Genomic DNA, 22,318 nt, shown 5'->3' with positions numbered 1-22,318 from the left:
CGGGCTGTCGCTTGCCCAGTGTTCTAGTCCTTCGTGAGTGCGGTCGTACTGCTACCTAGAGTACGTGCCTGCGGCGAGCCAGGTTCCCGCCGGTCCCTGGCCAGTGGTCCGGGCTCCGCCCGATGTGCTCCGAAGAGCGCCCGGCGGACGTCCACCCTGGCCTGACGCACGCTCTCACGCGCCGCCGCGAGGGCCTGGCGCGCGGTGCGCCCCGCGTCCTTGACCGCCTGGGCCGCGGGCCGCCACACGGAGTCCCGGACGAGGTGTCCCAGCGGGGTGCATACGTCGCGGTACGCCCAGCGCACCGGGTCCACGAAGATCCACCGCAGGAGCCGCCCGAGGAACCGTCCGACGGCCCTCGACACGTGTCCGGCGATACGCCACGCGTGCCCGAGCGCGTCACCGGTCTCCCGTACGAGAACGACGACCGCCCGCCCGACGGGCACGAGCACCCGGCGCCAGAGGGCGACGGCGGGCACGACGAAGATCCACCGCACGAGGGTGACGGCGACGGCCCACACCCCACGCCCGACCCACGCGACACCGACCCACACGCCCCGCCCGACCCACGCCACCCCGGCCCACACGCCCCGCCCGACCCACGCCAGGCCCGCGCCCAGCGCTCGGCCGGCGAGGGCGAGACGGACCCCAACCAGCTTGAAAAGAAGGGAAGTTGTACGTCCGGCGGGTACGAATACGCGAATGTGGAGCCATACCCAGGGCCAGACGAAGAAGGCCTTGGCGAGCCAGACGGCGGCGGTCGCCGTGGCTCTCGCGAGGAGAGCGATTCCGCGGCCGAGCGGGGTCAGGGCGTGTGCGCAGAGCCACACCGCGGGGACGACGACGAGGGCGCGCAGCAGTGCGGCCAGGCCCGCCCCCAGGGCGCGACCCGCCGCCGCGAGGCCGCGCGCCAGCCGGGCGATCCCGCCGCCGAGAGGCGTGAGCACGCGCACGTACAGCCACACCCACGGCCGGACGAAGAGCGCCCGCAGCAGCCACACACCGCCCACGCGCAGGCCGCGCCCGAGCGCGGTGAGCCCAGCCCGGACGGCCGAGGCGAGACGCGCGATCCCCCGGCCCACGGAGGCGAGACCCGCCCCCAGCCCCCGCGCCAGCCACCCGACCCCACGCCCCACCGCGACAACCCCGCCCCACACAGCAGAGGCCAGGCCCGCAATGCCCCGCCCCAGGAGAGCGAGACCCGCCCCCACCCCCCGCGCCAGCCGCGCGATCCCGCGCCCGGCCGGCGTCATCACGCGGAGGTACCACCAGGCGACCGAGGCGACGACGCCCTTCCACCACACCCACAGGGCGACGGTCCGCACCCCGCGGCCGACCGGCGCGAGGAGGTGACGCCACAGCGCGACCCACGGCCGCACGAACACCGCTGTGCCGGTCCAGGTCAGCGCGACAGCGACCCCCCGGCCGACCGGAACCAGCACGCGCGTCCACAGCACCACCCACGGCACTACGAACAGCGCTCTGCCGAGCCACCTCAGCGCCACGCCCACGCCCCGCGCCGCCGGAGCCAGTACGCGCCGCCGAAGCCACACCCACGGCACCACGAACACCGCGCGCAGCAGCCGTCCGGTCCCGCGGGCCAGGGGCACCAGACCGCGACGCCACACGACGCGACCGCCGGCGGCGACGGCGTCCCAGGCCAGGCGGACCGGTACGACGAGGACCAGGACGACGATGCGCACCGGGATGCGGATCGCGGCCACGAGGCAGCCCTCGGGCGGCCGTTCAGCGGCACCGTGCTCCGCGGGCGTCGGGCGCTTCTCCCAGTCCATGCCTTCTCAGACGCCGGAGCGCGGCATACGGATCCGCGTCATGGGAACTTCACGCACACCTCTGGCCACGGCCACTTCTGTCTCGTATTCATAACGGGTCTGGGCCAAACAGGCCGCTTGCAGAAGGACGTTGGAGGACACCCCCGATGAGCACGAGCTCACCGCACCCCGAGCACAGACCCGAACTCTCCCGCCGGACCCTCATCGGCGGCGCCGCGGCCGCCGGCGTGCTGGCCGCGCTGCCGCTGAGCCTGCGCACCGCGCTCGCCGCGCCGGGCAGGCCCGGCGGACTGGAGGACATCCAGCACGTCGTGGTGTTCATGCAGGAGAACCGCTCGTTCGACCACTACTTCGGCACGATGCAGGGGATACGGGGGTTCGGTGACCGCGCCGCCGTGCGGGGGATCAACGGCAGGCCCGTGTTCCACCAGCCCGACCCCTCGCGCGCCGAGGGCTGGCTCGCGCCGTTCGCGATGAACGCCGCGCACACCAGCGCCTACCAGCAGGGTGCCGCCGCCTTCGGGTTCGGCGACTCGATGAACGCCCGCAACGACGGGATGGCCGACGGCTACGTCACCCGGCGCGGCAGCGGCTGGCTCGGCCAGGGCTACTACGAGCCCGCCGACATGCCCTTCTACAACGCGCTCGCCTCGGTCTTCACCATCTGCGACCACTACTACTGCTCGACCGAGACCAGCACCAACCCCAACCGCGAGCACCTGATGACCGGCACCAGCGGCGGCACGGTGCGCGACATCGCCGTCGTCGACAACCAGGAACCCGGCTTCGAGTGGACGACCTACGCGGAGCGCCTCGAAGCGGCGGGCGTCAGCTGGAAGACGTACCAGGCGCAGGAGAACTTCGACGACAACGCGCTCGCCTGGTTCACCACCTTCCGCGCCGCCAAGCCCGGTGAGCCGCTGTACGAGCGCGGCATGAAGAAGGTCGGCAACCCCGCGCAGACGAACGACCCGTGGGCGATGGGGGACGCGCTGGTCGCCGCGTTCGCCGAGGACGTGAAGAACGACACGCTGCCGCAGGTCTCCTGGCTCGTCGCGCCGGCCGCCCTGTCCGAGCACGCCAGCTACGCGCCGCCGCACGGGGAGGATCTGACGGCGCGTCTGCTGTCCGCCCTCGCCGACAACCCCGAGGTCTTCGCCAAGACAGTGTTCATCCTCAACTACGACGAGCACGGCGGCTTCTACGACCACCTGATCGCACCCGTGCCTCCGGTCGCCGAGGGCCGTGGCCGGTCCACCGTGACGCCCGACGGCGAGGTCGTGGTGCGGGTCACCAAGGGCGGCTCGTCCTTCTACCGGCCCGTCAACCAGCGGGGCCAGTACCGCGTGAAGGGCGCCGACGGGTCGCTGACCTGGTCCGACACGCTGCCCGCCGGTGAGACGAAGAGTGCGGGGCCCTTCCCGCTCGGGCTCGGCATGCGCGTACCGATGATCGTCGTGTCGCCGTGGACGCGCGGCGGCGCCGTGGCGTCGACGGTGTGCGACCACACGTCCGTCATCCAGTTCCTGGAGAAGCGCTTCGGGGTGCGCGAGCCCAACATCAGCCCCTGGCGCCGGGAGATCACCGGCGACCTGACCGATGTCTTCGACTTCTCCGGCAAGAACCCGTCGTGGCCCACGCTGCCCGACACCAGCGGCAACCGCCAGAAGGTCACCGACACCGGCAAACTGCCCGCGCCCACCGTGCCCGAGCCGCAACTCCTGCCCGAGCAGCAGCGCGGCAGCCGCACCGCCCGCCCCACCCCGTACGACCTGCGGGTCACCCCCCGCGTGCGCGGGGGCAAGGTCACCCTGGACCTCGCCAACCACGGCCGCCAAGGCGCCGTCCTCGCGGTGTACCCCGAGCCCGGCACCGCGCCCAGGCACTACACGCTGAGCACCGAGTCGAAGCTGTCCGACGTGTGGAGCCCCGGCGACAACGGCTACGACCTGCGTGTCCACGGGCCGAACGGTGCCCTGTGGCATCTGCGCGGCGACGCGGCGGGCACGTACGAGGCGCACCTGGACCTCGCCGACGACGGCCGCGGCGCCGACGTCGAGCTGACCAACCACGCCCGCACCGCCCGCACGTTCCTCGTCGGCGACCTCGCCTACGGCGGCGGCACCCGCGAGTTCCGCGTCGGCGCGGGCGCACACCGCACCGTCCGGATCCGCGTGCCGCGCGAGGGCTGGTACGACGTGGCCGTCACCGTCGGCGACGAGCCCGGCTTCCTGCGCCGGTACGCGGGCCGGGTCCCCGGCAGGCTCGAAGGCGTCACCGACCCCGCGATGGGGCTGCCCGACGCGCTCGGCGTCACGGTGTCCCTCGATGCGGCGTCGACCACGATCGACGAGGCGATCCTGGTCCCCGGCAAGGCCGCCCGTGTCCGCGCACGGTTCGACGCGACGAGCGCCGTCTCCGCGATCGAGGCGCACCCGGTGGTGCCCAAGGGCTGGGCGGTGAAGGCGGTTTCGGCGCCGCCGGCCACGCTCGCGGCGGGCACGTCGGCCACCGCCGAGTGGGAGGTGCAGGTCCCCGTCGAACTGTCGGGCACGGCCGCGTACCGGCTGCTCGTGACGGTGCGGGCCCGCTCCGGCGAGCGGTTCGTCCTGGCCGACGGCGAGGTCTCGGCGCGTACCGCACCCTCCATGGCGGGCCATCTGCTCGGCGAGGACTTCGAGTCGGTGGCGGACGCGCTGGAGCCGGTGTCGGGGGTCGTCGGATGGACGGCGAAGGCCCCGAAGGGCTGGTCCGTGGTGAACGCCGCCGGTATGCCGCAGGGCACCACCCGCCTCCAGGGCTGGACGTTCCACACCAAGCGCGCCTGGTCACCGGCGGGTCAGGACCGGGGCGGCTTCGGCCGAGCGCTCGGCGTCGTCGCGGTCGCCGACCCGGACGACTGGGACGACACGGGATCGCCGTCGTCGAAGGGCAGGTTCGACTCGACGCTGGTCTCCCCCGCGGTCCCGGTCCCGTCCGGCACGTCGAAGCTGTACGTGGCCTTCGACTCGCACTACCGCCAGGAGGCCCCGCAGAAGGCGGCGGTGACGGCGCTCTTCGACACGGGCGAGGAGACGCGCCTCCTCCACTACAGCGCCGACGCGACGGGCAACGACAACGCGGGCCAGGACGCCGAGAACACCTTCGTGACGAAGGAACTCGCGGTCCCGGCGGGCGCGAAGACGGTCACCTTGAAGTTCCGCATGTACGACGCGGGCAACAACTGGTACTGGGCGATCGACCACGTCCGCGTGGACGCCAAACCGATCACGGCGTGACATGAGTGAGGGGCCGGGGCGCCTTCATGGCGCCCCGACCCCTCAACTCCCGCTGTTCTCCTGCTACTTGACGACCGTCAGCGGCAGCAGCTTCTTGCCCGTCGGGCCGACCTGGATGTGCGTGTCCATCTGCGGGCACACCCCGCAGTCGAAGCACGGCGTCCAGCGGCAGTCCTCGACCTCGGTCTCGTCGAGCGAGTCCTGCCAGTCCTCCCAGAGCCAGTCCTTGTCGAGACCGGAGTCCAGGTGGTCCCAGGGCAGGACCTCCTCGTACGTGCGCTCACGCGTCGTGTACCAGTCGACGTCGACGCCGAACTCGGGCAGCGTCTTCTCGGCGCAGGCCATCCAGCGGTCGTAGCTGAAGTGCTCGCGCCAGCCGTCGAAGCGGCCGCCGTCCTCGTAGACCGCGCGGATGACGGAGCCGATACGGCGGTCACCGCGGGAGAGCAGGCCCTCGACGATGCCGGGCTTGCCGTCGTGGTAGCGGAAGCCGATGGAGCGGCCGTACTTCTTGTCGCCGCGGATCTTGTCGCGGAGCTTCTCCAGGCGGGCGTCCGTCTCGGCGGACGACAGCTGCGGGGCCCACTGGAACGGCGTGTGCGGCTTGGGCACGAAGCCGCCGATGGAGACCGTGCAGCGGATGTCGTTCTGGCCGGAGACCTCGCGGCCCTTCTGGATCACGTTCATCGCCATGTCGGCGATCTGGAGGACGTCCTCGTCGGTCTCGGTGGGCAGGCCGCACATGAAGTACAGCTTCACCTGACGCCAGCCGTTGCCGTACGCCGTGGCGACGGTACGGATGAGGTCCTCCTCCGAGACCATCTTGTTGATGACCTTGCGCATGCGCTCGGAGCCGCCCTCGGGGGCGAAGGTCAGGCCGGAGCGGCGGCCGTTGCGCGTGAGCTCGTTCGCCAGGTCGACGTTGAACGCGTCCACGCGGGTGGACGGCAGCGACAGGCCGATCTTGTCCTCGGTGTAGCGGTCGGCGAGGCCCTTCGCGATGTCACCGATCTCGGAGTGGTCGGCGGAGGACAGCGAGAGCAGGCCGACCTCCTCGAACCCGGTCGCCTTGAGACCCTTCTCGACCATGTCGCCGATGCCGGTGATGCTTCGCTCCCGCACGGGGCGCGTGATCATGCCGGCCTGGCAGAAACGGCAGCCGCGGGTGCAGCCGCGGAAGATCTCGACGGACATCCGCTCGTGGACGGTCTCGGCGAGCGGGACGAGGGGCTGCTTCGGGTACGGCCACTCGTCGAGGTCCATGACGGTGTGCTTGCTGACGCGCCACGGCACGCCCGAGCGGTTCGGCACGACGCGGCCGATGCGGCCGTCCGGCAGGTACTCGACGTCGTAGAACCCGGGGACGTAGACCCCACCCGTCTTCGCGAGGCGGAACAGCACCTCCTCGCGGCCGCCGGGGCACCCCTCGGCCTTCCAGGCCCGGATGATCTCCGTCATGTCGAGGACGGCCTGCTCGCCGTCACCGATGACGGCGCAGTCGATGAACTCGGCGATCGGCTCGGGGTTGAAGGCCGCGTGGCCGCCCGCGAGGACGATCGGGTCGTCGATCGTACGGTCCTTGGCCGCCAGCGGGATGCCGGCGAGGTCCAGGGCCGTGAGCATGTTCGTGTAGCCGAGCTCGGTGGAGAAGGAGAGCCCGAACACGTCGAACGCCTTGAGCGGGCGGTGCGAGTCCACGGTGAACTGCGGCACCTTGTGCTCGCGCATCAGCGCTTCCATGTCCGGCCAGACGCTGTACGTGCGCTCGGCGAGAACGCCCTCGCGCTCGTTCAGCACCTCGTAGAGGATCATGACGCCCTGGTTGGGGAGCCCGACCTCGTAGGCGTCCGGGTACATCAGCGCCCAGCGGACGTCGGAGCTCTCCCACGGCTTGACGGTGGAGTTGAGCTCACCGCCCACGTACTGGATCGGCTTCTGCACATGCGGGAGCAAAGCTTCGAGCTGTGGAAAAACCGACTCTGCGGCTTCGGCAGGCATACCCGGGACCTTCGTGAGCTGACAGGGACGACTGTCAAGCCTAACTCGACCAGGAGACAGCCTTCGCCCAGAGCGGTGGCAGCTCCGCCTCGACCCGCTCGGCGAGGGCCTCCTCGCGCCCGTACAGCAGTCCGTATGTGAAGGAGCTCTCGCCCGCCGCGTGGGCCTGCGCCGCCAGGTCGCGCAGCGCCTCGCGCGCCATCACGCTGTCCTGGTGCTCGCCGAGCAGGGACTGGAGCTCCTTCGCGTGCTTGCCGACGTCCTTGGCCCGGTGGCCGAGCGCGGGCATCGCGACCTCGGCCGCGTACCGGCTGCGTTTGGCGGCCTTGCGGGCGTTGTGCAGGGCGAGGTCGCGGGCCGGGCCGGGGTCCGTGTCGAGCGCGCCCTCGACACGGCCCGCGAGCCGCTTGTAGTCCCGCAGCACGGCCTTGGCCAGGGCGTTCTTCGGCTGCTCGGCCCGCAGCGGGGGCGCGTCGACGAGCGCGTCGAGGGCGGCGAGGAGGGCGAGGTAGCGCTTGCCGTCGAGTACGGCGATCAGATGGCGGCGCGATCCGGACCGCCGGGCCCGTGACCAGGTCCGCAGCCGGTTGCGGACGGGGCCCGTCGACAGCTCGCGCGGCAGTTCGGCGTGGGCCGCTGCCAGCCGATCGGTGAGGACTTCCTGGTCACGGTCGACGCCGAGCTCACCGGCGAGCCACTTCAGCTCGTCGCCGATCGGGTCGGTCACGGCGCGGTCGAGGATCTTGCGGTACGAGCGCAGGGCGCTGCGCAGCCGGCGGGTGGCGACGCGCATCTGGTGCACCGCGTCGGGCAGGTCGCGGCGGACGGCGGGGTCGAGGTCGACGATCGCGTCGCGCTGGGCCCTGAGGTAGGCGAGGACGTGGTCTGCGGGGGTCTCGGGGTCGGCGGCGGGCCGTGGCGGGCGCGGGCCGATGCCGGTCTCCGTGAGCGCCCGCGCGAGCTTCGACGCCGAGGCAGAGCGGCTCGCGCCGGCCTTGCGGAGCTTCTTCTCGACCTTGCCGAGGAACGCCGGGTCGCCGCCGTCCGCCAGCTCGACCTCGATCTCGGTCCAGGTGGCGGCGCCGGGCCCGCCGGTGAGCCGTTCGGCCCGTACGCCGTCGACGCTGACCTCGGCGAGGAGCGCGCCGTCGGCGTCGGTGAGCTCGCGGACGTCGCGTGAGGAGCGCAGCCGCATCACGGGAACGAGATCGGCCTCCCGCACCCGGGAGCGTACGAGGCCGCTGAGGTCGCGGGGCACGTCGTCGGACAGCGGGGACCGGATCTCGTCCCGCACTCCCTCGGCGAGGGAGACGGGGAGCTTGAGGTGCCAGCCCGCGTCGGCGCCGCCGGTGCGGCGCCGCAGGGTGATCGCGGCGGCCGCGAGGCGCTGGTCGACGGTGTCGTAGTAGACGGCGTCCAGGTCGACGACGCCTTTGTCGATGACGGCGGAGACCCCGGCGACACGGCTCAGATCCGGCAGCCCGAAGCCTTCGTCGGCCACGGGCGCCTCGTACTTCCGCTCGATCTCGCGCTTCGTCTCCGCCATGAACCGAATTTAGTCGTGAATCCGGATTCTGGGCAGACCCCCTGGCGGACCAGGTCTTCCCTACGCCGACATGGGCCTTTGCACGCGGATCGACTGGAGGAGCCCGATCGCCACCCAGACGGCGAACATGGACGATCCTCCGTACGACACGAACGGCAGGGGCAGGCCCGCCACCGGCATGATGCCGAGCGTCATGCCGACGTTCTCGAAGGCCTGGAAGGCGAACCAGGCGATGATCCCGGCGGCGACGATCGTTCCGTAGAGCTCGGTCGTCTCGCGGGCGATGCGGCAGGCGCGCCACAGGACGACGGCGAGCAGGAGCAGGATCAGTCCGGCGCCGGCGAAGCCGAGTTCCTCGCCGGCGACGGTGAAGACGAAGTCGGTCTGCTGCTCGGGGACGAACTGGCCGGTGGTCTGGGAGCCGTGGAAGAGGCCGGTGCCGGTCAGGCCGCCCGAGCCGATCGCGATGCGGGCCTGGTTCGTGTTGTAGCCGACGCCGGCCGGGTCGAGCGCCGGGTTGGCGAAGGCCGCGAAGCGGGCGATCTGGTAATCGTCGAGGATGTGCAGCCGCCAGACGGAGATCGCGCCGAGCACGCCCGCGCCGAGCAGGCCGAACACCCAGCGGTTGGAGGCGCCGGAGGCGAGCAGCACACCGAGCACGATGACGGCCGCGACCATGATCGTGCCGAGGTCGGGCATGAGCAGCACGACGAGCATCGGGACGGCGGCGAGGCCCAGCGCCTGCAGTACCGTGCGGTGGTCGGGGTACTGCTTGTCGCCCGCGTCGACCCGTGAGGCCAGCAGCATCGCCATGCCCAGGATGATCGTGATCTTGGCGAACTCGGCGGGCTGGAGCGACACTCCGCCCGCGGACAGCCAGTTGCGCTGTCCGTTGATCGTGTCGCCGAGCGGGGTCAGCACCAGCAGCATCAGGAAGACCGAGGCGCCGTAGAGGATCGGCACGGCCGTGCGCAGGGTGCGGTGGCCGAGCCAGATCGTGCCGATCATTAGGGCCAGGCCGATGCCGGTGTTCATGAGGTGCCGGAACAGGAAGTAGTACGGGTCGCCCTGGTTGATCACGGTGCGGTTGCGGGTCGCCGAGTAGACGAGCGCCGAGCCGATGAGGGACAGGGCGAGCGACGACAGGAGGATCGGCCAGTCGAGGCGGCGTATCACCGAGTCCCTGGCCATGAGCCGGGACAGGGTGGAGCGCTCGGGTCCGTACCCGGAGACGGAGAAACCGTTGGTACCGGCCATGGTGTCAGTGCCGCCTTCCGGTCACCGGGGTGCCGAGGACCGCCGCCAGTTGCGGCGAGGGGGACGGGCTCGGGTCGGCGGGCTTGTAGGGCTTGATGGTCGGCGCGTCGATCGAACCGTCCTGATGGATCTTCGGCAGGTTCTTCTCCGGCGAGGGCAGCAGGGCCTTCTTCTTGTCGATCGAGCCGTCGGCGGCGACGCCGTACAGCGCGTTGTAGATCTTGCGGACGGCCTCACCGGAGGCTCCGGAGCCCGTACCGGCCTGGGAGATCGTCATGATGACCGAGTAGTCCTTGGAGTAGGTGGCCAGCCATGACGTGGTCTGCTTGCCGTAGACCTCGGCGGTGCCGGTCTTGGCGTGCAGCGGGATCTTGTCCTGGGGCCAGCCGCCGAACTTCCAGGCGGCGGTACCGCGGGTGACGACGCCGGCGAGGGCGTCGTTCATGCCCTTGAGGGTCGCCTTGCTGATCGGGAGCTTGGCCTTGACCTGGGGCTTGATCTCCCTGACCGTCTTGCCGTCGGCGCTGATGATCGCCTTGCCGATGGTCGGGACGTACTCGGTGCCGCCGTTGGCGAGGGCCCCGTAGATCATGGCCTCCTGAATCGGCGTGAGGAGGGTGTCACCCTGACCGATGGAGTAGTTGATCGAGTCGCCCTCGCGCATCTTGTTGCCCTCGAGGCAGTTCTCGTAGGCGATCTTCTCGACGTAGCTGCCGTTCTTCTTCCCGGTCTTGCACCAGCTGTCCTTGTTGGCCTCCCAGAAGGCCTTCTTCCACCGGCGGTCGGGGACGCGGCCGGTGACCTCGTTGGGAAGGTCGATTCCGGTGGTCTTGCCGAGGCCGAACTGGTGGGCGGCCTTGTAGAAGTAGTCCTTGGGGGTCCCCTTCGGGTTGATGCCGCCGTCCTTCTTCCACTCCCGGTCGGCGAGGCCGTAGAAGACGGTGTCGCAGGAGACTTCCAGCGCGCGGCCGAGAGAGATGGGGCCGAAGTTCTCCCCCTCGAAGTTCTTGAAGACCTGGCCGCCGACCGAGTAGGAGCTGGTGCAGGGGTAGTCGCCGTCCCACTTGTAGCCGGCTTCGGCCGCGGCGGCCGTGGAGATCACCTTGAACGTCGAACCGGGCGCGGACTGCCCCTGAATGGCCCTGTTGAGCAGCGGGTAGTCGGAGCCCTTGCCGGTGAGCTGCTTGTAGTCCTTGGCGGAGATGCCGCCGATCCAGACGTTCGGGTCGTACGACGGTGCGGACGCCATGGAGACGATCCGGCCGGTCTTGGCCTCCATGACGACGACCGCGCCGGAGTCGGCCTTGTAGTTCTCGCCGGTGATCTTGTCGAACTGCTGGCGGGCGACCTTCATCGCCTCGTTCAGCTCGCGCTCGGCGACGCCCTGCACGCGCGCGTCGATCGAGGTGACGACGTTGGCTCCGGGCTCGGCCTTGTCGCTCTTGGCGCGCCCGATGACGCGGCCGAGGTTGTCGACCTCGTAGCGGGTGACGCCGGCCTTGCCGCGCAGCTCCTTGTCGTAGGTGCGCTCCAGGCCGGAGCGGCCGACCTGGTCGGAGCGCAGGTACGGCGACGAGGTGTCCTTGGCCTTCTCGATCTCGGCGTCGGTGACGGGCGAGAGGTAGCCGAGGACCTGCGCGGTGTTGGAGCCGCCCGGTCCCGCGTAGCGGCGCACGGCCTCGGGTTCGGCGGTGATGCCGGGGAAGTCCTCGGAGCGCTCGCGGATCTGGAGGGCCTGCTTGGGTGTGGCCTCGTCCGTGATCGGGATGGGCTGGTAGGGCGAACCGTTCCAGCAGGGCTGCGGCGTCTTGGCGTCGCAGAGGCGGACCTTCTCCGTGACGTCCCCGGTCTTCATCCCGAGGACGGCGGCGAGCTTGGCGAGGACGGCCTTGCCGTCGTCGGGCATCTTCATCAGGTCCGTGCGGGACGCGGAGACGACCAGGCGGGTCTCGTTGTCGGCGATCGGCACACCGCGGGCGTCCAGGATCGAGCCGCGCACGGCGGGGCTGACGACCTGCTGGACGTGGTTGCCGGAGGCCTCCTTGGCGTACTCGGCGCCGTTGCGGATCTGGAGGTACCAGAGGCGGCCGCCGAGGGTGAGCAGGAGGGACAGGACCAGGATCTGGAGAATGACGAGCCGGATCTGGACGCGTGGGGTCCGCCCGGTCTCGGGAATGTTGGTCATGCTGCCTCCCCCTCTCAGTGCGTGTACGCGGTGATGTGCGCGGCGGTCACAGGCGCTTGACCCCCTTGATGCGGCCGGCCCGCGCGGTGCGGGACCTGGCGGCCTTCAGGCGGAGTCCGCCGCGCTGGTTGCCGATGCGCAGGCCGGTGCCGGAGGAGAGCCAGCCGGCGGTGACGTCGGTGGCCTTGCCGGCGCCGGGCGAGGAATCGGCGAGCGGATCGTTGTCGGCGCGTCTGGCCAGGGCGATGATGAACGGCACGGTGAACGGCGCGAGGAGCAGGTCGTAGAGCGCGGCCGTGAACAGCAGGCTGCCGATGCCCACATGGCGGGCCGCGGTGTCGCCGACGAGGGCGCCGACGCTCGCGTAGAGCAGGGTCGAGCCGATGGCCGCGGCGACGACCACGACCATCGGGCCGAAGGCGGACCTGAGTTGGCCGTTGTCCGGCTTGGCGAGGCCGACGAGGTAGCCGACGACACACAGCACGAGGGCGTAGCGCCCGGCGGCGTGGTCGGCCGGCGGCGCCAGGTCGGCGAGCAGACCCGCGCCGAACCCGATGAACGCGCCGCCGACATGGCCGTACACGAGGGCGAGGCCGACGACGGTCAGGAGCACGAGGTCCGGCACGGCGCCGGGCAGTTGGAGCCGGGCGAGTACGCACACCTGGACGACCAGGGCGACGATCACCAGGGTGGTGGAGAGCAGCAACCGGTTGAAGCGCATGGGATCCAGCTCCTACTGCTCGTCGTTGCCGTCGGCGCCGGCCGGGGGCCCGGACGGCGTGGCCGTCACGGTGACGGTGGGCGTCGGCTTGGGCTTGGCCGGCTTGGACGGCAGCACCTCGTCGCGCGGATCGGTGCGCGGAGCCTGTACGACCACGCCCACGACGTCGAGCTTGGTGAATCCGACATACGGCTTCACATAGATCGTCCGCGTCAGGTCGCCGCCGGACGGATCGACGCGCACCACCTGGCCCACGGGCACGCCGGGCACGAACGGCTTGTCGGCCTGGGACCCGAAGGTCACCAGACGGTCGCCCTTCTTGACCTTGGCCTTGCCGTTGAGGAGCTGTACGCGCAGCGGCCGGTCGCCCTGTCCGGAGGCGAAGCCGAGCTCGTCGGTGCGCTCCATGCGGGTGCCGACGGTGAAGTCGGGGTCGTTGGCGAGCAGGACGGTCGCGGTGTCGGGTCCTACGGTGGTCACGCGCCCCACGAGCCCGTCCCCGTTCAGAACGGTCATGTCGCGCTTGAGGCCGTCGTTGGCGCCGGCGTCGATGGTGACGGTCCAGGAGAATCCCTGGGCTGCTCCTATGGCGATGACCTGCGCCCCCTTGATGCCGTACTGCCCCGCACCCGCCGTCTTCAGCATGGAGTCGAGCTGGCGGATCTTGCTTCTGTTGCGGTCGTCGCTGCCGAGCTTCGCCTTCAAGGCGGCATTCTCGCGCTCCAGTTCGCTGACGCGGTTGTGCCGCTCACCGGAGTCCTTGACGGCAGCTATGGCGTTGCCGATCGGGTCGACTGCGCTGGAGACGCCGTTCTCCACGGGGCCGAAGACCGTGGCGGCGGCCTGGCGGGCACCGTCGACCGGCGAGTCCTCCCCACCGCGGATGTCCACCGTGATCAGTGCGAACGCGATGGCGATCAGCAGCACCAGGAGCAGCCGGCTCTCTCGTGTGTCCCTCACGTGCGGCGGCCGTGCCTTCCTCAATCGGATTCTGCGGAAACCCTGAGGTATCGCAGGTTATGGGGAATTCTTACGCCTTGCCTATATATCAACGATCCGCCGCACGAAGTGGCAGGCACTCGTACGGCGGACGTCTCGCGTCAGGTCATCTGCGCGGCTGGGCGTCCAGCACCTGCTGGAGCGCCTCGAACTCCTCGACACACTTGCCGGAGCCGAGCGCCACGCTGTCGAGGGGGTCCTCGGCGATGTGGATCGGCATGCCCGTCTCACGGCGCAGCCGCTCGTCGAGGCCGCGCAGCAGAGCGCCGCCGCCGGTGAGCACGATGCCCCGGTCCATGACGTCGCCCGACAGCTCGGGCGGGCACTTGTCCAGGGTCGTCTTGACGGCGTCGACGATCGCGTTGACCGGTTCCTCGATCGCCTTGCGCACCTCGGCGGCCGAGATGACGACGGTCTTCGGGAGTCCGGACACGAGGTCGCGCCCGCGGATTTCGGTGTGTTCGTCGGAGTCGAGGTCGTACGCGGAGCCAATCGTGATCTTGATCTGCTCGGCGGTCCGCTCACCAAGAAGCAGCGAGTACTCCTTCTTGATGTGCTGGATGATCGCGTTGTCCAGCTCGTCCCCGGCGACCCGGATGGACTGTGCTGTGACGATTCCGCCGAGTGAGATCACCGCGACCTCGGTGGTGCCGCCGCCGATGTCGACCACCATGTTCCCCGTGGCCTCGTGGACCGGGAGGCCGGATCCGATGGCCGCGGCCATGGGCTCCTCGATGATGTGCACCTGGCGGGCACCGGCCTGCGAGGAGGCCTCGATGACCGCGCGCCGCTCGACACCGGTGATGCCGGAGGGCACACACACCACAACACGGGGGCGAGCGAGGTAGCGCCGCTTGTGGATCTTCAGAATGAAGTAGCGGAGCATGCGCTCGGTGATCTCGAAGTCGGCGATCACGCCGTCCTTCAGCGGGCGCACGGCGACGATGTTGCCCGGCGTGCGGCCGATCATCTTCTTGGCTTCGGCGCCGACGGCGAGGATGCCGCCGGTGTTGGTGTTGATCGCGACGACGGACGGCTCGTTGAGTACGATCCCGCGACCCCTGACGTACACCAGCGTGTTGGCGGTCCCGAGGTCGACAGCCATGTCACGGCCGATGAACGACATTGAGTTCCCCATCAGGATTCGTCTGGCCTTCCCAAGTGGAGCGTTTGATGGCTTGTTAGGTAGGCGAGGTGGGTGCGAGTGGCGTGGAGGCTTACATCGTAGTCTCGCCTGCACGAACACGGCGCGAGGGTCTTCGCCATTGTCAGCAGATGAATCCCCGCTCCGCTAATGGGGACGTGCCGACGGAGTGTCGCGTTCCCCCAATGGGGGCGCATATGCCAAAAGGCGGCCGAATTTCTCCGGCCGCCCCTGTTCAGCGGCGCTCCGCGACTGACGCAGTGTCAGAAAAAGAACTTTGCGGTCTCACGGACCGGACTACACCTGTCCGGGGAAGAAGATCTTCAGCTCGCGCTCGGCCGACTCCTCCGAGTCCGAGGCGTGGATCAGGTTCTCGCGGACGATGGTGCCGAAGTCGCCGCGGACGGAGCCCGGAGCGGCGGCGATCGGGTCGGTCGGGCCGGCCAGCTGACGCACACCCTCGATGACCCGCTCGCCCTCGACGACGAGAGCCACCACGGGCCCGGACGCCATGAAGGCGACCAGCGGCTCGTAGAAGGGCTTGCCCTTGTGCTCGCCGTAGTGCTGCTCCAGGGTGTCCTGGTCGAGGTTCCGCAGCTCCAGCGCGCTGATCGTCCAGCCGGCCTTGCGCTCGATCCGGCCGATGATCTCGCCGACGAGACCGCGGCGGACGGCGTCGGGCTTGAGGAGGACAAGGGTGCGCTGACTCATGGTGCGGCTCCAAAATCTTCGTGGGATGTCCGCACGATACCGGGCACGGCTACGCGGTGTTACCTCCGGCCTCGGCCTGGGCGGCCCACCGGGCCTTGGCCTCGTCGATCCTGCGCCCGAAGTGGACGGAGGCCCACCAGAGTCCGGCGAAGCAGAGCCCCAGGACGAACATCATCGGCACGACGAACCCACTGGCGACGAGCGCCGCTTGAAGCACCCACCCCAGCTCGATGCCGCCGCGCCGCCCGAGCGCCCCGCACAGCAGCACGGACACCAGCATGGCGGCACCGCACACGCCCCACACGACCCCGCCCGAGAGGTCGGGGTCCTTCATGGCGACGAGTCCGGCGAAGCCGATGACGAGGAACTCACCGATCAGGGTCGATGAACACAGCACGCGCACAGCGGATCAGCCCTTCCCCAGCAGCAGCCGGGCCTCGCCGACCGTGATCACGGACCCGGTGACGAGCACACCGCCGCCGGAGAACTCGCCCTCTTCCTCGGCCAGCGTGATGGCGGCCTCGAGAGCGTCGTCGAGACGGGGCTCGACCTGCACGCGCTCGTCCCCGAAGACCTCGACCGCGATGGCGGCGAGCTCGTCGGCGTCCATCGCACGATGGCTGGAGTTCTGCGTGACGACGACCTCGGCGAAGATCGGCTCGAAGGCCTCGAGCAGCCCACGCACGTTCTTGTCGCCGCTCGCTCCCACGACTCCCACCAGCCGGCTGAAGTCGAAGACCTCGCTGATGGCCTCGGCGGTGACACGGGCACCGGCCGGGTTGTGCGCGGCGTCGAGCACCACGGTCGGCGAACGCCTCACGACCTCCAGCCGGCCGGGCGAGGTGGCGCCGGCGAAGGCCCGGCGGACGGTGTCCACATCGAGCAGCCGGGCCTGCTCGGCCCCGATCCCGAAGAAGGCCTCGACCGCGGCCAGCGCGACGGCCGCGTTGTGCGCCTGGTGGGCGCCGTGCAGCGGGAGAAAGATCCCGTCGTACTCGCCGCCGAGCCCGCGCAGGGTCAGCAGCTGCCCGCCCACGGCGACCTGCCGGGAGACGACGCCGAACTCGAGCCCTTCCCGGGCCACGGTGGCGTCCACGTCGACGGCCTTCTTCAGGAGCACCTGAGCGGCGTCGACGGGCTGCTGCGCCATGATCACCGTGGCGCCCCGCTTGATGATTCCGGCCTTCTCCTGGGCGATCTCGCCAGGGGTGGAGCCCAGCCGGTCCGTGTGGTCCAGATCGATGGGCGTCACGACGGCCACCGAAGCGTCGATCACATTGGTGGCGTCCCAGCTGCCGCCCATTCCGACCTCGACGACGGCGGCATCGACGGGCGCGTCGGCGAAAGCGGCGTACGCCATCCCCGTGAGCACCTCGAAAAAGGAAAGCCGGAATTCCTCTTTCTGGTCGACCATCTCCACATACGGGGCGATGTCCCGATAGGTCTCGATGAACCGCTCGTAGTCGATCGGCGCACCGTCGAGACTGATGCGCTCGGTGATCGACTGGACGTGAGGCGACGTATAACGCCCGGTGCGCAGCTCGAAAGCGCCGAGAAGGGCCTCGATCATGCGGGCCGTGGACGTCTTGCCGTTCGTCCCCGTGATGTGGATCGAGGGATAGGCGCGCTGCGGGTCACCGAGCACGTCCATCAGAGCGGCGATACGCGAGACGGACGGCTCCAGCTTGGTCTCGCCCCACCGCCCCGCCAGCTCGGTCTCGACCGCTCGCAGGGCCTCGGCCACCTCGGGGTCCTGCGGCCGTGCGGGCACGCCGTCCCCCTGCGGAGCACCCCCCTGCGTCCGGAGGGTACGGCTGCCGGCCTCGATCACTGCCAGATCGGGGTCACGCTCGGTCTCGGCGTCCACGATGTCGTCGAAGCCGTCGGATTCGCCGCTGTCGCGCGGGGGGAGCTCACTCACACAAGCCAGTCTACGGAGAACCACCGACACGGCCCGGCCCGCACCCCACCCGGCGAGCCAGGGACTTTCGGCCCGTCCGTTTCGGGACCTTGGTCCATCCGGACCGCGGCATCGCCCTGCAAACTTGGCGATCATGGACATAGGCATCGATCTCGGCACCGCCAACACTCTTCTCTACGTACGCGGCAAGGGGATCGTGCTCAACGAGCCGTCCGTGGTGGCGCTGAAACAGAACAGGACGACCGTCGCCGTCGGCACCGAAGCCAAGGAGACGCTCGGCCGCACCCCGGGCTCGATCACCGCGATCCGCCCCCTCCGCGACGGCGTGATCAGCGACTACGAGGCGGCGGAGGAGATGCTCCGCCACTTCGTGCGCAAGGCGGTCCCCGGCCGCCGGCCGAGGACCCGCATGGTCATCTGCGTCCCGAGCGGAGTCACTCCGGTGGAGCGCCGGGCGATCGTCCACGCGGCACAGCGGGCCGGCGCCCGGGCGGTCCACGTCATCGAGGAACCCATGGCCGCGGCGATCGGCGCGGGTCTCCCGGTGGCCGAGGCACGCGGCTCGATGGTCGTGGACATGGGCGGGGGCACCACGGAGGTGGCCGTGATCTCGCTGGGCGGCATCGTGACCGCCCGGTCCCTGCGCGTCGGAGGCGACCGCATGGACGAGGCGATCACGGACCACGTGCGCAAGGAACACGGCCTGCTGATCGGCGAACGCACCGCGGAGGCGGTCAAACTGGCCATCGGCTCGGCGGCCCCCGCCGAGGAACTCTCCGAGACGGGCACCTTCACGGTGCGAGGCCGCCAACGGCTCGCCGGCCTCCCCCACACCGCCACCCTCACCACCCAAGAGATCCGGGAAGCCCTCAACTCCCCCGTCGAAGCGATCGTCTCGGCGCTCAGGGCGACCCTCGAGGAGTGCCCGCCGGAGCTCTCCGGCGACATCATGGAACACGGCATCGTGCTGACCGGCGGCGGCGCGCTGCTTCCGGGCCTGGACGTGCGCATGACTCGGGCGACGGGCATCCCGGCCTTCCCCGCGCAGGCCCCGCTGGACAGCGTGGCGCTGGGGTGCGGCAAGTGCGTGGAGGACTTCGACTCGCTCCAGCGCCTGCTGAAGGCCGCGTAAGTGCCCTGATCCCAAGGGCGCGTGGGGGCCGGACAGGGCTGACCCGAACCGGGGACGCCGCGAGACCCCCCGGCGCGGTGCGCCCCCGGCCCCGTACGGAGAAGGTCCAATCGGACCATGTGGTACGCACACAACCCCGGTCGCCGCGCACGCCAACTCCTCGGCGACAGCTCCGCCCTGCTGTGGACGGCGCTCTGGGCGGCGATGGCGCTGGCCCTGCACCGGCTGGTACAGCCGGCGTCCCAACCGGCAGCTCACCGACCCCGTATCCCGCTCCTCGGCAGCTCGGTGGACGGAGCGCTGCGGGGCGTGGCGCACGCGGGCGGCCGGATCGTGAGCGCGGCACCGGCTCCGCAGGGCCCCGCGGCCGCGCAGGCCCTCGCGGTCCTGGGCGCGGTGGCGCTCTTCGTGATCCCGGTGGGCCTGATGCTCACGGTGTGGCTGCCGCGCCGCATCCGCTGGACGCGCCAGGCGGCGGCAGCGCAGGAGCTGGCGGGGACGGAGGACGGCCGTGAACTACTGGCGCTGAGGGCGCTGTTGCGCCCCCTGGACGAACTGGCAGCGACGGCGGAGCTGCTCCCGGTCACGCCCCACGAGACCCTGGACCCGGATCTGGACCCGGCCCCGGATCTGGACCCGGACCTGGACCCGGACCTGGACCTGGATGTCCCCCCGCACGCCGGCCCGGGCTCGCTGGCGAAGGGCTGGCGAGAGGCGGACCCGATGGTGCTGGACGCGTTGGCGGAAGCGGAGCTGCAACGCCTGGGGCTCCGCACGTAAAGCGCCCCCGGAGAAACGCGAAGGCCCCCCGGAATCACGAGGATCCCGGGGGGCCTTCACCACACATCACGCACGTCGGACGCGTCGCACGTCGGAGGCGTCGGCCACGTCAGGCCTGAGGCAACCGCTCCAACTGCTGCTGAATGCGGGCGATGTCCTCGTCCGCCTTGGCGAGGCGCCCACGGATCTTGTCGACGACGGCGTCCGGCGCCTTGGCGAGGAACGCCTCGTTGCCGAGCTTGCCCGTGGCCTGGGCCTTCTCCTTCTCGGCGGCGGCGAGGTCCTTGGCGAGCCGCTTGCGCTCGGCCGCCACGTCGATCGTGCCGGACAGGTCGAGCGCGATCTGCGCGCCGGCGACCGGCAGGGTCGCGGTGGCCGAGAACGCGTCACCCTCGGGCTGCAGCCGCAGAAGCTGCCGGATGGCGGCCTCGTGCGGAGCGAGCGCGGTGCCGTCGAGGTCGAGCCGGGCCGGGACGCGCTGGCCGGGCTGCAGGCCCTGGTCGGAACGGAAGCGCCGGACCTCGGTGATGACCTGCTGAAGCGTCTCGATCTCGCGCTCGGCGGCGGCGTCACGGAAGCCGCTGTCCTTGGGCCACTCGGCGGTCACCAGCGTCTCGCCGCCCGTCAGCGTCGTCCACAGCGTCTCGGTGACGAAGGGGACGATCGGGTGCAGCAGACGCAGCGTCACATCGAGGACCTCGCCCAGGACACGGCCCGAGACCTTCGCCTGCTCGCCGCCCTCGAAGAACGTCGTCTTCGACAGCTCGACGTACCAGTCGAAGACCTCGTCCCACGCGAAGTGGTAGAGGGCGTCGGAGAGCTTGGCGAACTGGAAGTCGTCGTAGAAGGCGTCGACTTCGGCGACGGTCTTGTTCAGCCGGGACAGGATCCAGCGGTCCGTCGCCGTCATCGCCTCGGGCGCCGGCAGCGGTCCCTCGACCGTCGCGCCGTTCATCAGCGCGAAGCGCGTCGCGTTCCAGATCTTGTTGGCGAAGTTACGGGAGGCCTTGACCCAGTCCTCGCCGATCGGCACGTCGGCACCGGGGTTGGCGCCGGTGGCCAGGGTGAAGCGCACCGCGTCGGAGCCGTACGCGTCCATCCAGTCGAGCGGGTCGACGGCGTTCGGGTTCGACTTCGACATCTTCTTGCCGAACTCGTCGCGGACGAGACCGGTGAGGGCGACGGTCTTGAAGGGGACCTGGTCCTCCATGGCGTACAGGCCGAACATCATCATCCGGACGACCCAGAAGAAGATGATGTCGTGGCCGGTCACCAGGACGTCGGTCGAGTAGAACTTCTCGAGGTCCGGGGTCTTCTCCGGCCAGCCGAGCGTGGAGAACGGCCACAGGCCGGACGAGAACCAGGTGTCGAGGACGTCCTCGTCCTGGGTCCAGCCCTCGGCCTCAGTGCCCGGGATCGGGTCGTCGGGGCCGACGCACACGACCTCGCCGTTCGGCCCGTACCAGACGGGGATCCGGTGGCCCCACCACAACTGGCGTGAGATGCACCAGTCGTTGAGGTTGTCGACCCAGTCGAAGTACCGCTTCTCCATGTCCTTCGGGTGGAGCGCGACGCGCCCGTCGCGGACCGCGTCACCGGCGGCCTGGGCGAGCGTGTCGACCTTGACCCACCACTGGAGGGACAGGCGCGGCTCGACGGTGGTCTTGCAGCGCGAGCAGTGGCCGACGGAGTGGACGTACGGACGCTTCTCGGCGACGACACGGCCCTGCTCGCGCAGGGCGGCGACGATCGCGGAGCGCGCCTCGAAGCGGTCGAGACCCTGGAAGGGACCGTGCACGGTGATGACACCGCGCTCGTCCATGATCGTCATGGACTCCAGGTCGTGCCGCTGGCCGATCGCGAAGTCGTTCGGATCGTGGGCGGGCGTCACCTTGACGGCGCCGGTGCCGAACTCGGGGTCGACGTGCGTGTCGGCGACGACCGGGATGGTCCGGTCGGTGAGCGGCAGCTTGATGCGCTTGCCGATCAGGTGCGCGTACCGCTCGTCGTCGGGGTGCACCGCGACGGCGGTGTCACCGAGCATGGTCTCGACGCGGGTCGTGGCGACGACCACCGTCTCGTCGCCCTCGCCGTACTTGAGCGAGACGAGCTCGCCGTCGTCGTCCTGGTAGTCGACCTCGATGTCCGAGATCGCCGTCAGACAGCGCGGGCACCAGTTGATGATGCGCTCGGCGCGGTAGATGAGCCCGTCGTCGTACAGGTTCTTGAAGATGGTCTGGACGGCCTTCGACAGGCCCTCGTCCATCGTGAAGCGCTCACGCGACCAGTCGAGGCCCGCGCCGAGGCGGCGCAGCTGGCCGAGGATCCGGCCGCCGTACTCGTCCTTCCACTGCCACACGCGGTCGGTGAACGCCTCGCGGCCCAGGTCCTGGCGGGACTTGCCCTCCTCGGCGAGCTGCTGCTCGACCTTGTTCTGGGTCGCGATGCCGGCGTGGTCCATGCCGGGCAGCCACAGCGTCTCGTAGCCCTGCATGCGCTTGCGGCGCGTGAGGGCGTCCATGAGCGTGACCTGGAAGGCGTGGCCCAGGTGGAGCGCGCCCGTGACGTTCGGCGGGGGGATGACGATCGTGTACGGCTCCTTCTCGCTGTTCGCGTCAGCGGTGAAGTAACCCCGGTCTACCCAGCGCTCGTACAGCGCCCCCTCTACCTCGGCCGGCGCGTACTGGGTCGGCAGTTCGGTGGTGGGCGCTGGATTCTGCTGCTGAGTGTTCTCGGTCACGGGCCCAGTTTAGAGGCGTGGCAGGGGTGCCCCGAAACCGGATTCCCGTGCGACACGGCGGCCGCCCCGGCCGTCTGGCACAACCTCTCAACAACATGGCACCGATCCGACCC

The 22,318-nt window shown here is 70.3% G+C and carries 15 protein-coding genes; 3 read left to right on the top strand and 12 right to left on the bottom strand.

The window, feature by feature from the left end; translation table 11 throughout:
* Window positions 1-23 precede the first annotated feature (23 nt).
* Window positions 24-1,793, bottom strand: coding sequence for a hypothetical protein (locus ACFC96_RS23270; protein WP_376613916.1), 1,770 nt, complete (start codon window positions 1,791-1,793; stop codon window positions 24-26).
* A 146-nt stretch (window positions 1,794-1,939) separates the two neighbouring features.
* Here ACFC96_RS23270 and ACFC96_RS23265 point away from each other — a divergent pair, with 146 nt between their 5' ends.
* Entirely contained in the window at window positions 1,940-5,071 is a 3,132-nt protein-coding gene (locus ACFC96_RS23265; protein WP_376613914.1) for a phosphocholine-specific phospholipase C, read from the top strand.
* Between the two features lie 63 nt (window positions 5,072-5,134).
* Here the strand turns inward: ACFC96_RS23265 and ACFC96_RS23260 are convergent, their stop codons facing one another.
* The 10 genes from ACFC96_RS23260 to ACFC96_RS23215 all read right to left on the bottom strand — a co-directional run bounded on the left by ACFC96_RS23260 (window position 5,135) and on the right by ACFC96_RS23215 (window position 17,553).
* The gene (locus tag ACFC96_RS23260; protein WP_227294644.1) at window positions 5,135-7,069 is read right to left on the bottom strand and encodes a TIGR03960 family B12-binding radical SAM protein; all 1,935 of its coding nucleotides are present in this window, start codon (window positions 7,067-7,069) and stop codon (window positions 5,135-5,137) included.
* A gap of 40 nt (window positions 7,070-7,109) precedes the next feature.
* A complete protein-coding gene (locus tag ACFC96_RS23255) occupies window positions 7,110-8,615 on the bottom strand; it encodes a CHAD domain-containing protein (RefSeq protein ID WP_376613912.1) in 1,506 nt (501 codons plus the stop codon).
* 60 nt (window positions 8,616-8,675) lie between these two features.
* Complete coding sequence (gene rodA / locus ACFC96_RS23250; protein WP_376256157.1) at window positions 8,676-9,872, bottom strand: rod shape-determining protein RodA; 1,197 nt, start codon at window positions 9,870-9,872, stop codon at window positions 8,676-8,678.
* A gap of 4 nt (window positions 9,873-9,876) precedes the next feature.
* The gene (gene mrdA, locus ACFC96_RS23245; RefSeq protein ID WP_376256159.1) at window positions 9,877-12,057 is read right to left on the bottom strand and encodes a penicillin-binding protein 2; all 2,181 of its coding nucleotides are present in this window, start codon (window positions 12,055-12,057) and stop codon (window positions 9,877-9,879) included.
* A 46-nt stretch (window positions 12,058-12,103) separates the two neighbouring features.
* Window positions 12,104-12,778, bottom strand: a complete 675-nt coding sequence (mreD, locus tag ACFC96_RS23240; RefSeq protein ID WP_376256161.1) for a rod shape-determining protein MreD — start codon at window positions 12,776-12,778, stop codon at window positions 12,104-12,106.
* 12 nt (window positions 12,779-12,790) lie between these two features.
* Window positions 12,791-13,738: a rod shape-determining protein MreC gene (gene mreC, locus ACFC96_RS23235; RefSeq protein WP_376256163.1), complete on the bottom strand. Its 948-nt coding sequence runs from the start codon at window positions 13,736-13,738 to the stop codon at window positions 12,791-12,793.
* Window positions 13,739-13,883: 145 nt separating this feature from the next.
* On the bottom strand, window positions 13,884-14,903 hold the full coding sequence (locus ACFC96_RS23230) for a rod shape-determining protein (protein WP_059131610.1): 1,020 nt from the start codon (window positions 14,901-14,903) through the stop codon (window positions 13,884-13,886).
* Window positions 14,904-15,218: 315 nt separating this feature from the next.
* Entirely contained in the window at window positions 15,219-15,632 is a 414-nt protein-coding gene (ndk, locus tag ACFC96_RS23225; RefSeq protein WP_227294650.1) for a nucleoside-diphosphate kinase, read from the bottom strand.
* A 49-nt stretch (window positions 15,633-15,681) separates the two neighbouring features.
* Window positions 15,682-16,035 carry a DUF4233 domain-containing protein gene (locus tag ACFC96_RS23220; RefSeq protein ID WP_376256167.1) on the bottom strand — a complete coding sequence of 118 codons (354 nt, stop codon included), beginning with the start codon at window positions 16,033-16,035 and terminating at the stop codon, window positions 15,682-15,684.
* A gap of 6 nt (window positions 16,036-16,041) precedes the next feature.
* Window positions 16,042-17,553, bottom strand: coding sequence for a bifunctional folylpolyglutamate synthase/dihydrofolate synthase (locus ACFC96_RS23215; RefSeq protein WP_376256169.1), 1,512 nt, complete (start codon window positions 17,551-17,553; stop codon window positions 16,042-16,044).
* A 133-nt stretch (window positions 17,554-17,686) separates the two neighbouring features.
* Here ACFC96_RS23215 and ACFC96_RS23210 point away from each other — a divergent pair, with 133 nt between their 5' ends.
* Both ACFC96_RS23210 and ACFC96_RS23205 read left to right on the top strand, forming a co-directional pair.
* Window positions 17,687-18,685 carry a rod shape-determining protein gene (locus tag ACFC96_RS23210; protein ID WP_376256171.1) on the top strand — a complete coding sequence of 333 codons (999 nt, stop codon included), beginning with the start codon at window positions 17,687-17,689 and terminating at the stop codon, window positions 18,683-18,685.
* A 117-nt stretch (window positions 18,686-18,802) separates the two neighbouring features.
* Window positions 18,803-19,465, top strand: a complete 663-nt coding sequence (locus tag ACFC96_RS23205; protein ID WP_376613910.1) for a hypothetical protein — start codon at window positions 18,803-18,805, stop codon at window positions 19,463-19,465.
* A 109-nt stretch (window positions 19,466-19,574) separates the two neighbouring features.
* Here ACFC96_RS23205 and ACFC96_RS23200 read toward each other — a convergent pair whose 3' ends face one another.
* Window positions 19,575-22,205 (bottom strand): valine--tRNA ligase, encoded by a 2,631-nt coding sequence (locus ACFC96_RS23200; protein WP_376256175.1) that lies wholly within the window; start codon window positions 22,203-22,205, stop codon window positions 19,575-19,577.
* Window positions 22,206-22,318 lie beyond the last annotated feature (113 nt).

The sequence above is a fragment of the Streptomyces sp. NPDC055955 genome, from assembly GCF_042270245.1.
GTDB lineage: Bacteria > Actinomycetota > Actinomycetes > Streptomycetales > Streptomycetaceae > Streptomyces.
Note: the sequence above shows the minus strand (reverse complement) of the source record. Positions and strands in the feature narration are given on the sequence as shown.

Bases quoted from the DNA above. Each gene is read 5' to 3' on its own strand.
- ACFC96_RS23270 (WP_376613916.1), bottom strand. From the start codon at position 1,793: ATGGACTGGGAGAAGCGCCCGACGCCCGCGGAGCACGGTGCCGCTGAA.
- ACFC96_RS23265 (WP_376613914.1), top strand. From the start codon at position 1,940: ATGAGCACGAGCTCACCGCACCCCGAGCACAGACCCGAACTCTCCCGC.
- ACFC96_RS23260 (WP_227294644.1), bottom strand. From the start codon at position 7,069: ATGCCTGCCGAAGCCGCAGAGTCGGTTTTTCCACAGCTCGAAGCTTTG.
- ACFC96_RS23255 (WP_376613912.1), bottom strand. From the start codon at position 8,615: ATGGCGGAGACGAAGCGCGAGATCGAGCGGAAGTACGAGGCGCCCGTG.
- rodA (WP_376256157.1), bottom strand. From the start codon at position 9,872: ATGGCCGGTACCAACGGTTTCTCCGTCTCCGGGTACGGACCCGAGCGC.
- mrdA (WP_376256159.1), bottom strand. From the start codon at position 12,057: ATGACCAACATTCCCGAGACCGGGCGGACCCCACGCGTCCAGATCCGG.
- mreD (WP_376256161.1), bottom strand. From the start codon at position 12,778: ATGCGCTTCAACCGGTTGCTGCTCTCCACCACCCTGGTGATCGTCGCC.
- ACFC96_RS23230 (WP_059131610.1), bottom strand. From the start codon at position 14,903: ATGTCGTTCATCGGCCGTGACATGGCTGTCGACCTCGGGACCGCCAAC.
- ndk (WP_227294650.1), bottom strand. From the start codon at position 15,632: ATGAGTCAGCGCACCCTTGTCCTCCTCAAGCCCGACGCCGTCCGCCGC.
- ACFC96_RS23210 (WP_376256171.1), top strand. From the start codon at position 17,687: ATGGACATAGGCATCGATCTCGGCACCGCCAACACTCTTCTCTACGTA.
- ACFC96_RS23205 (WP_376613910.1), top strand. From the start codon at position 18,803: ATGTGGTACGCACACAACCCCGGTCGCCGCGCACGCCAACTCCTCGGC.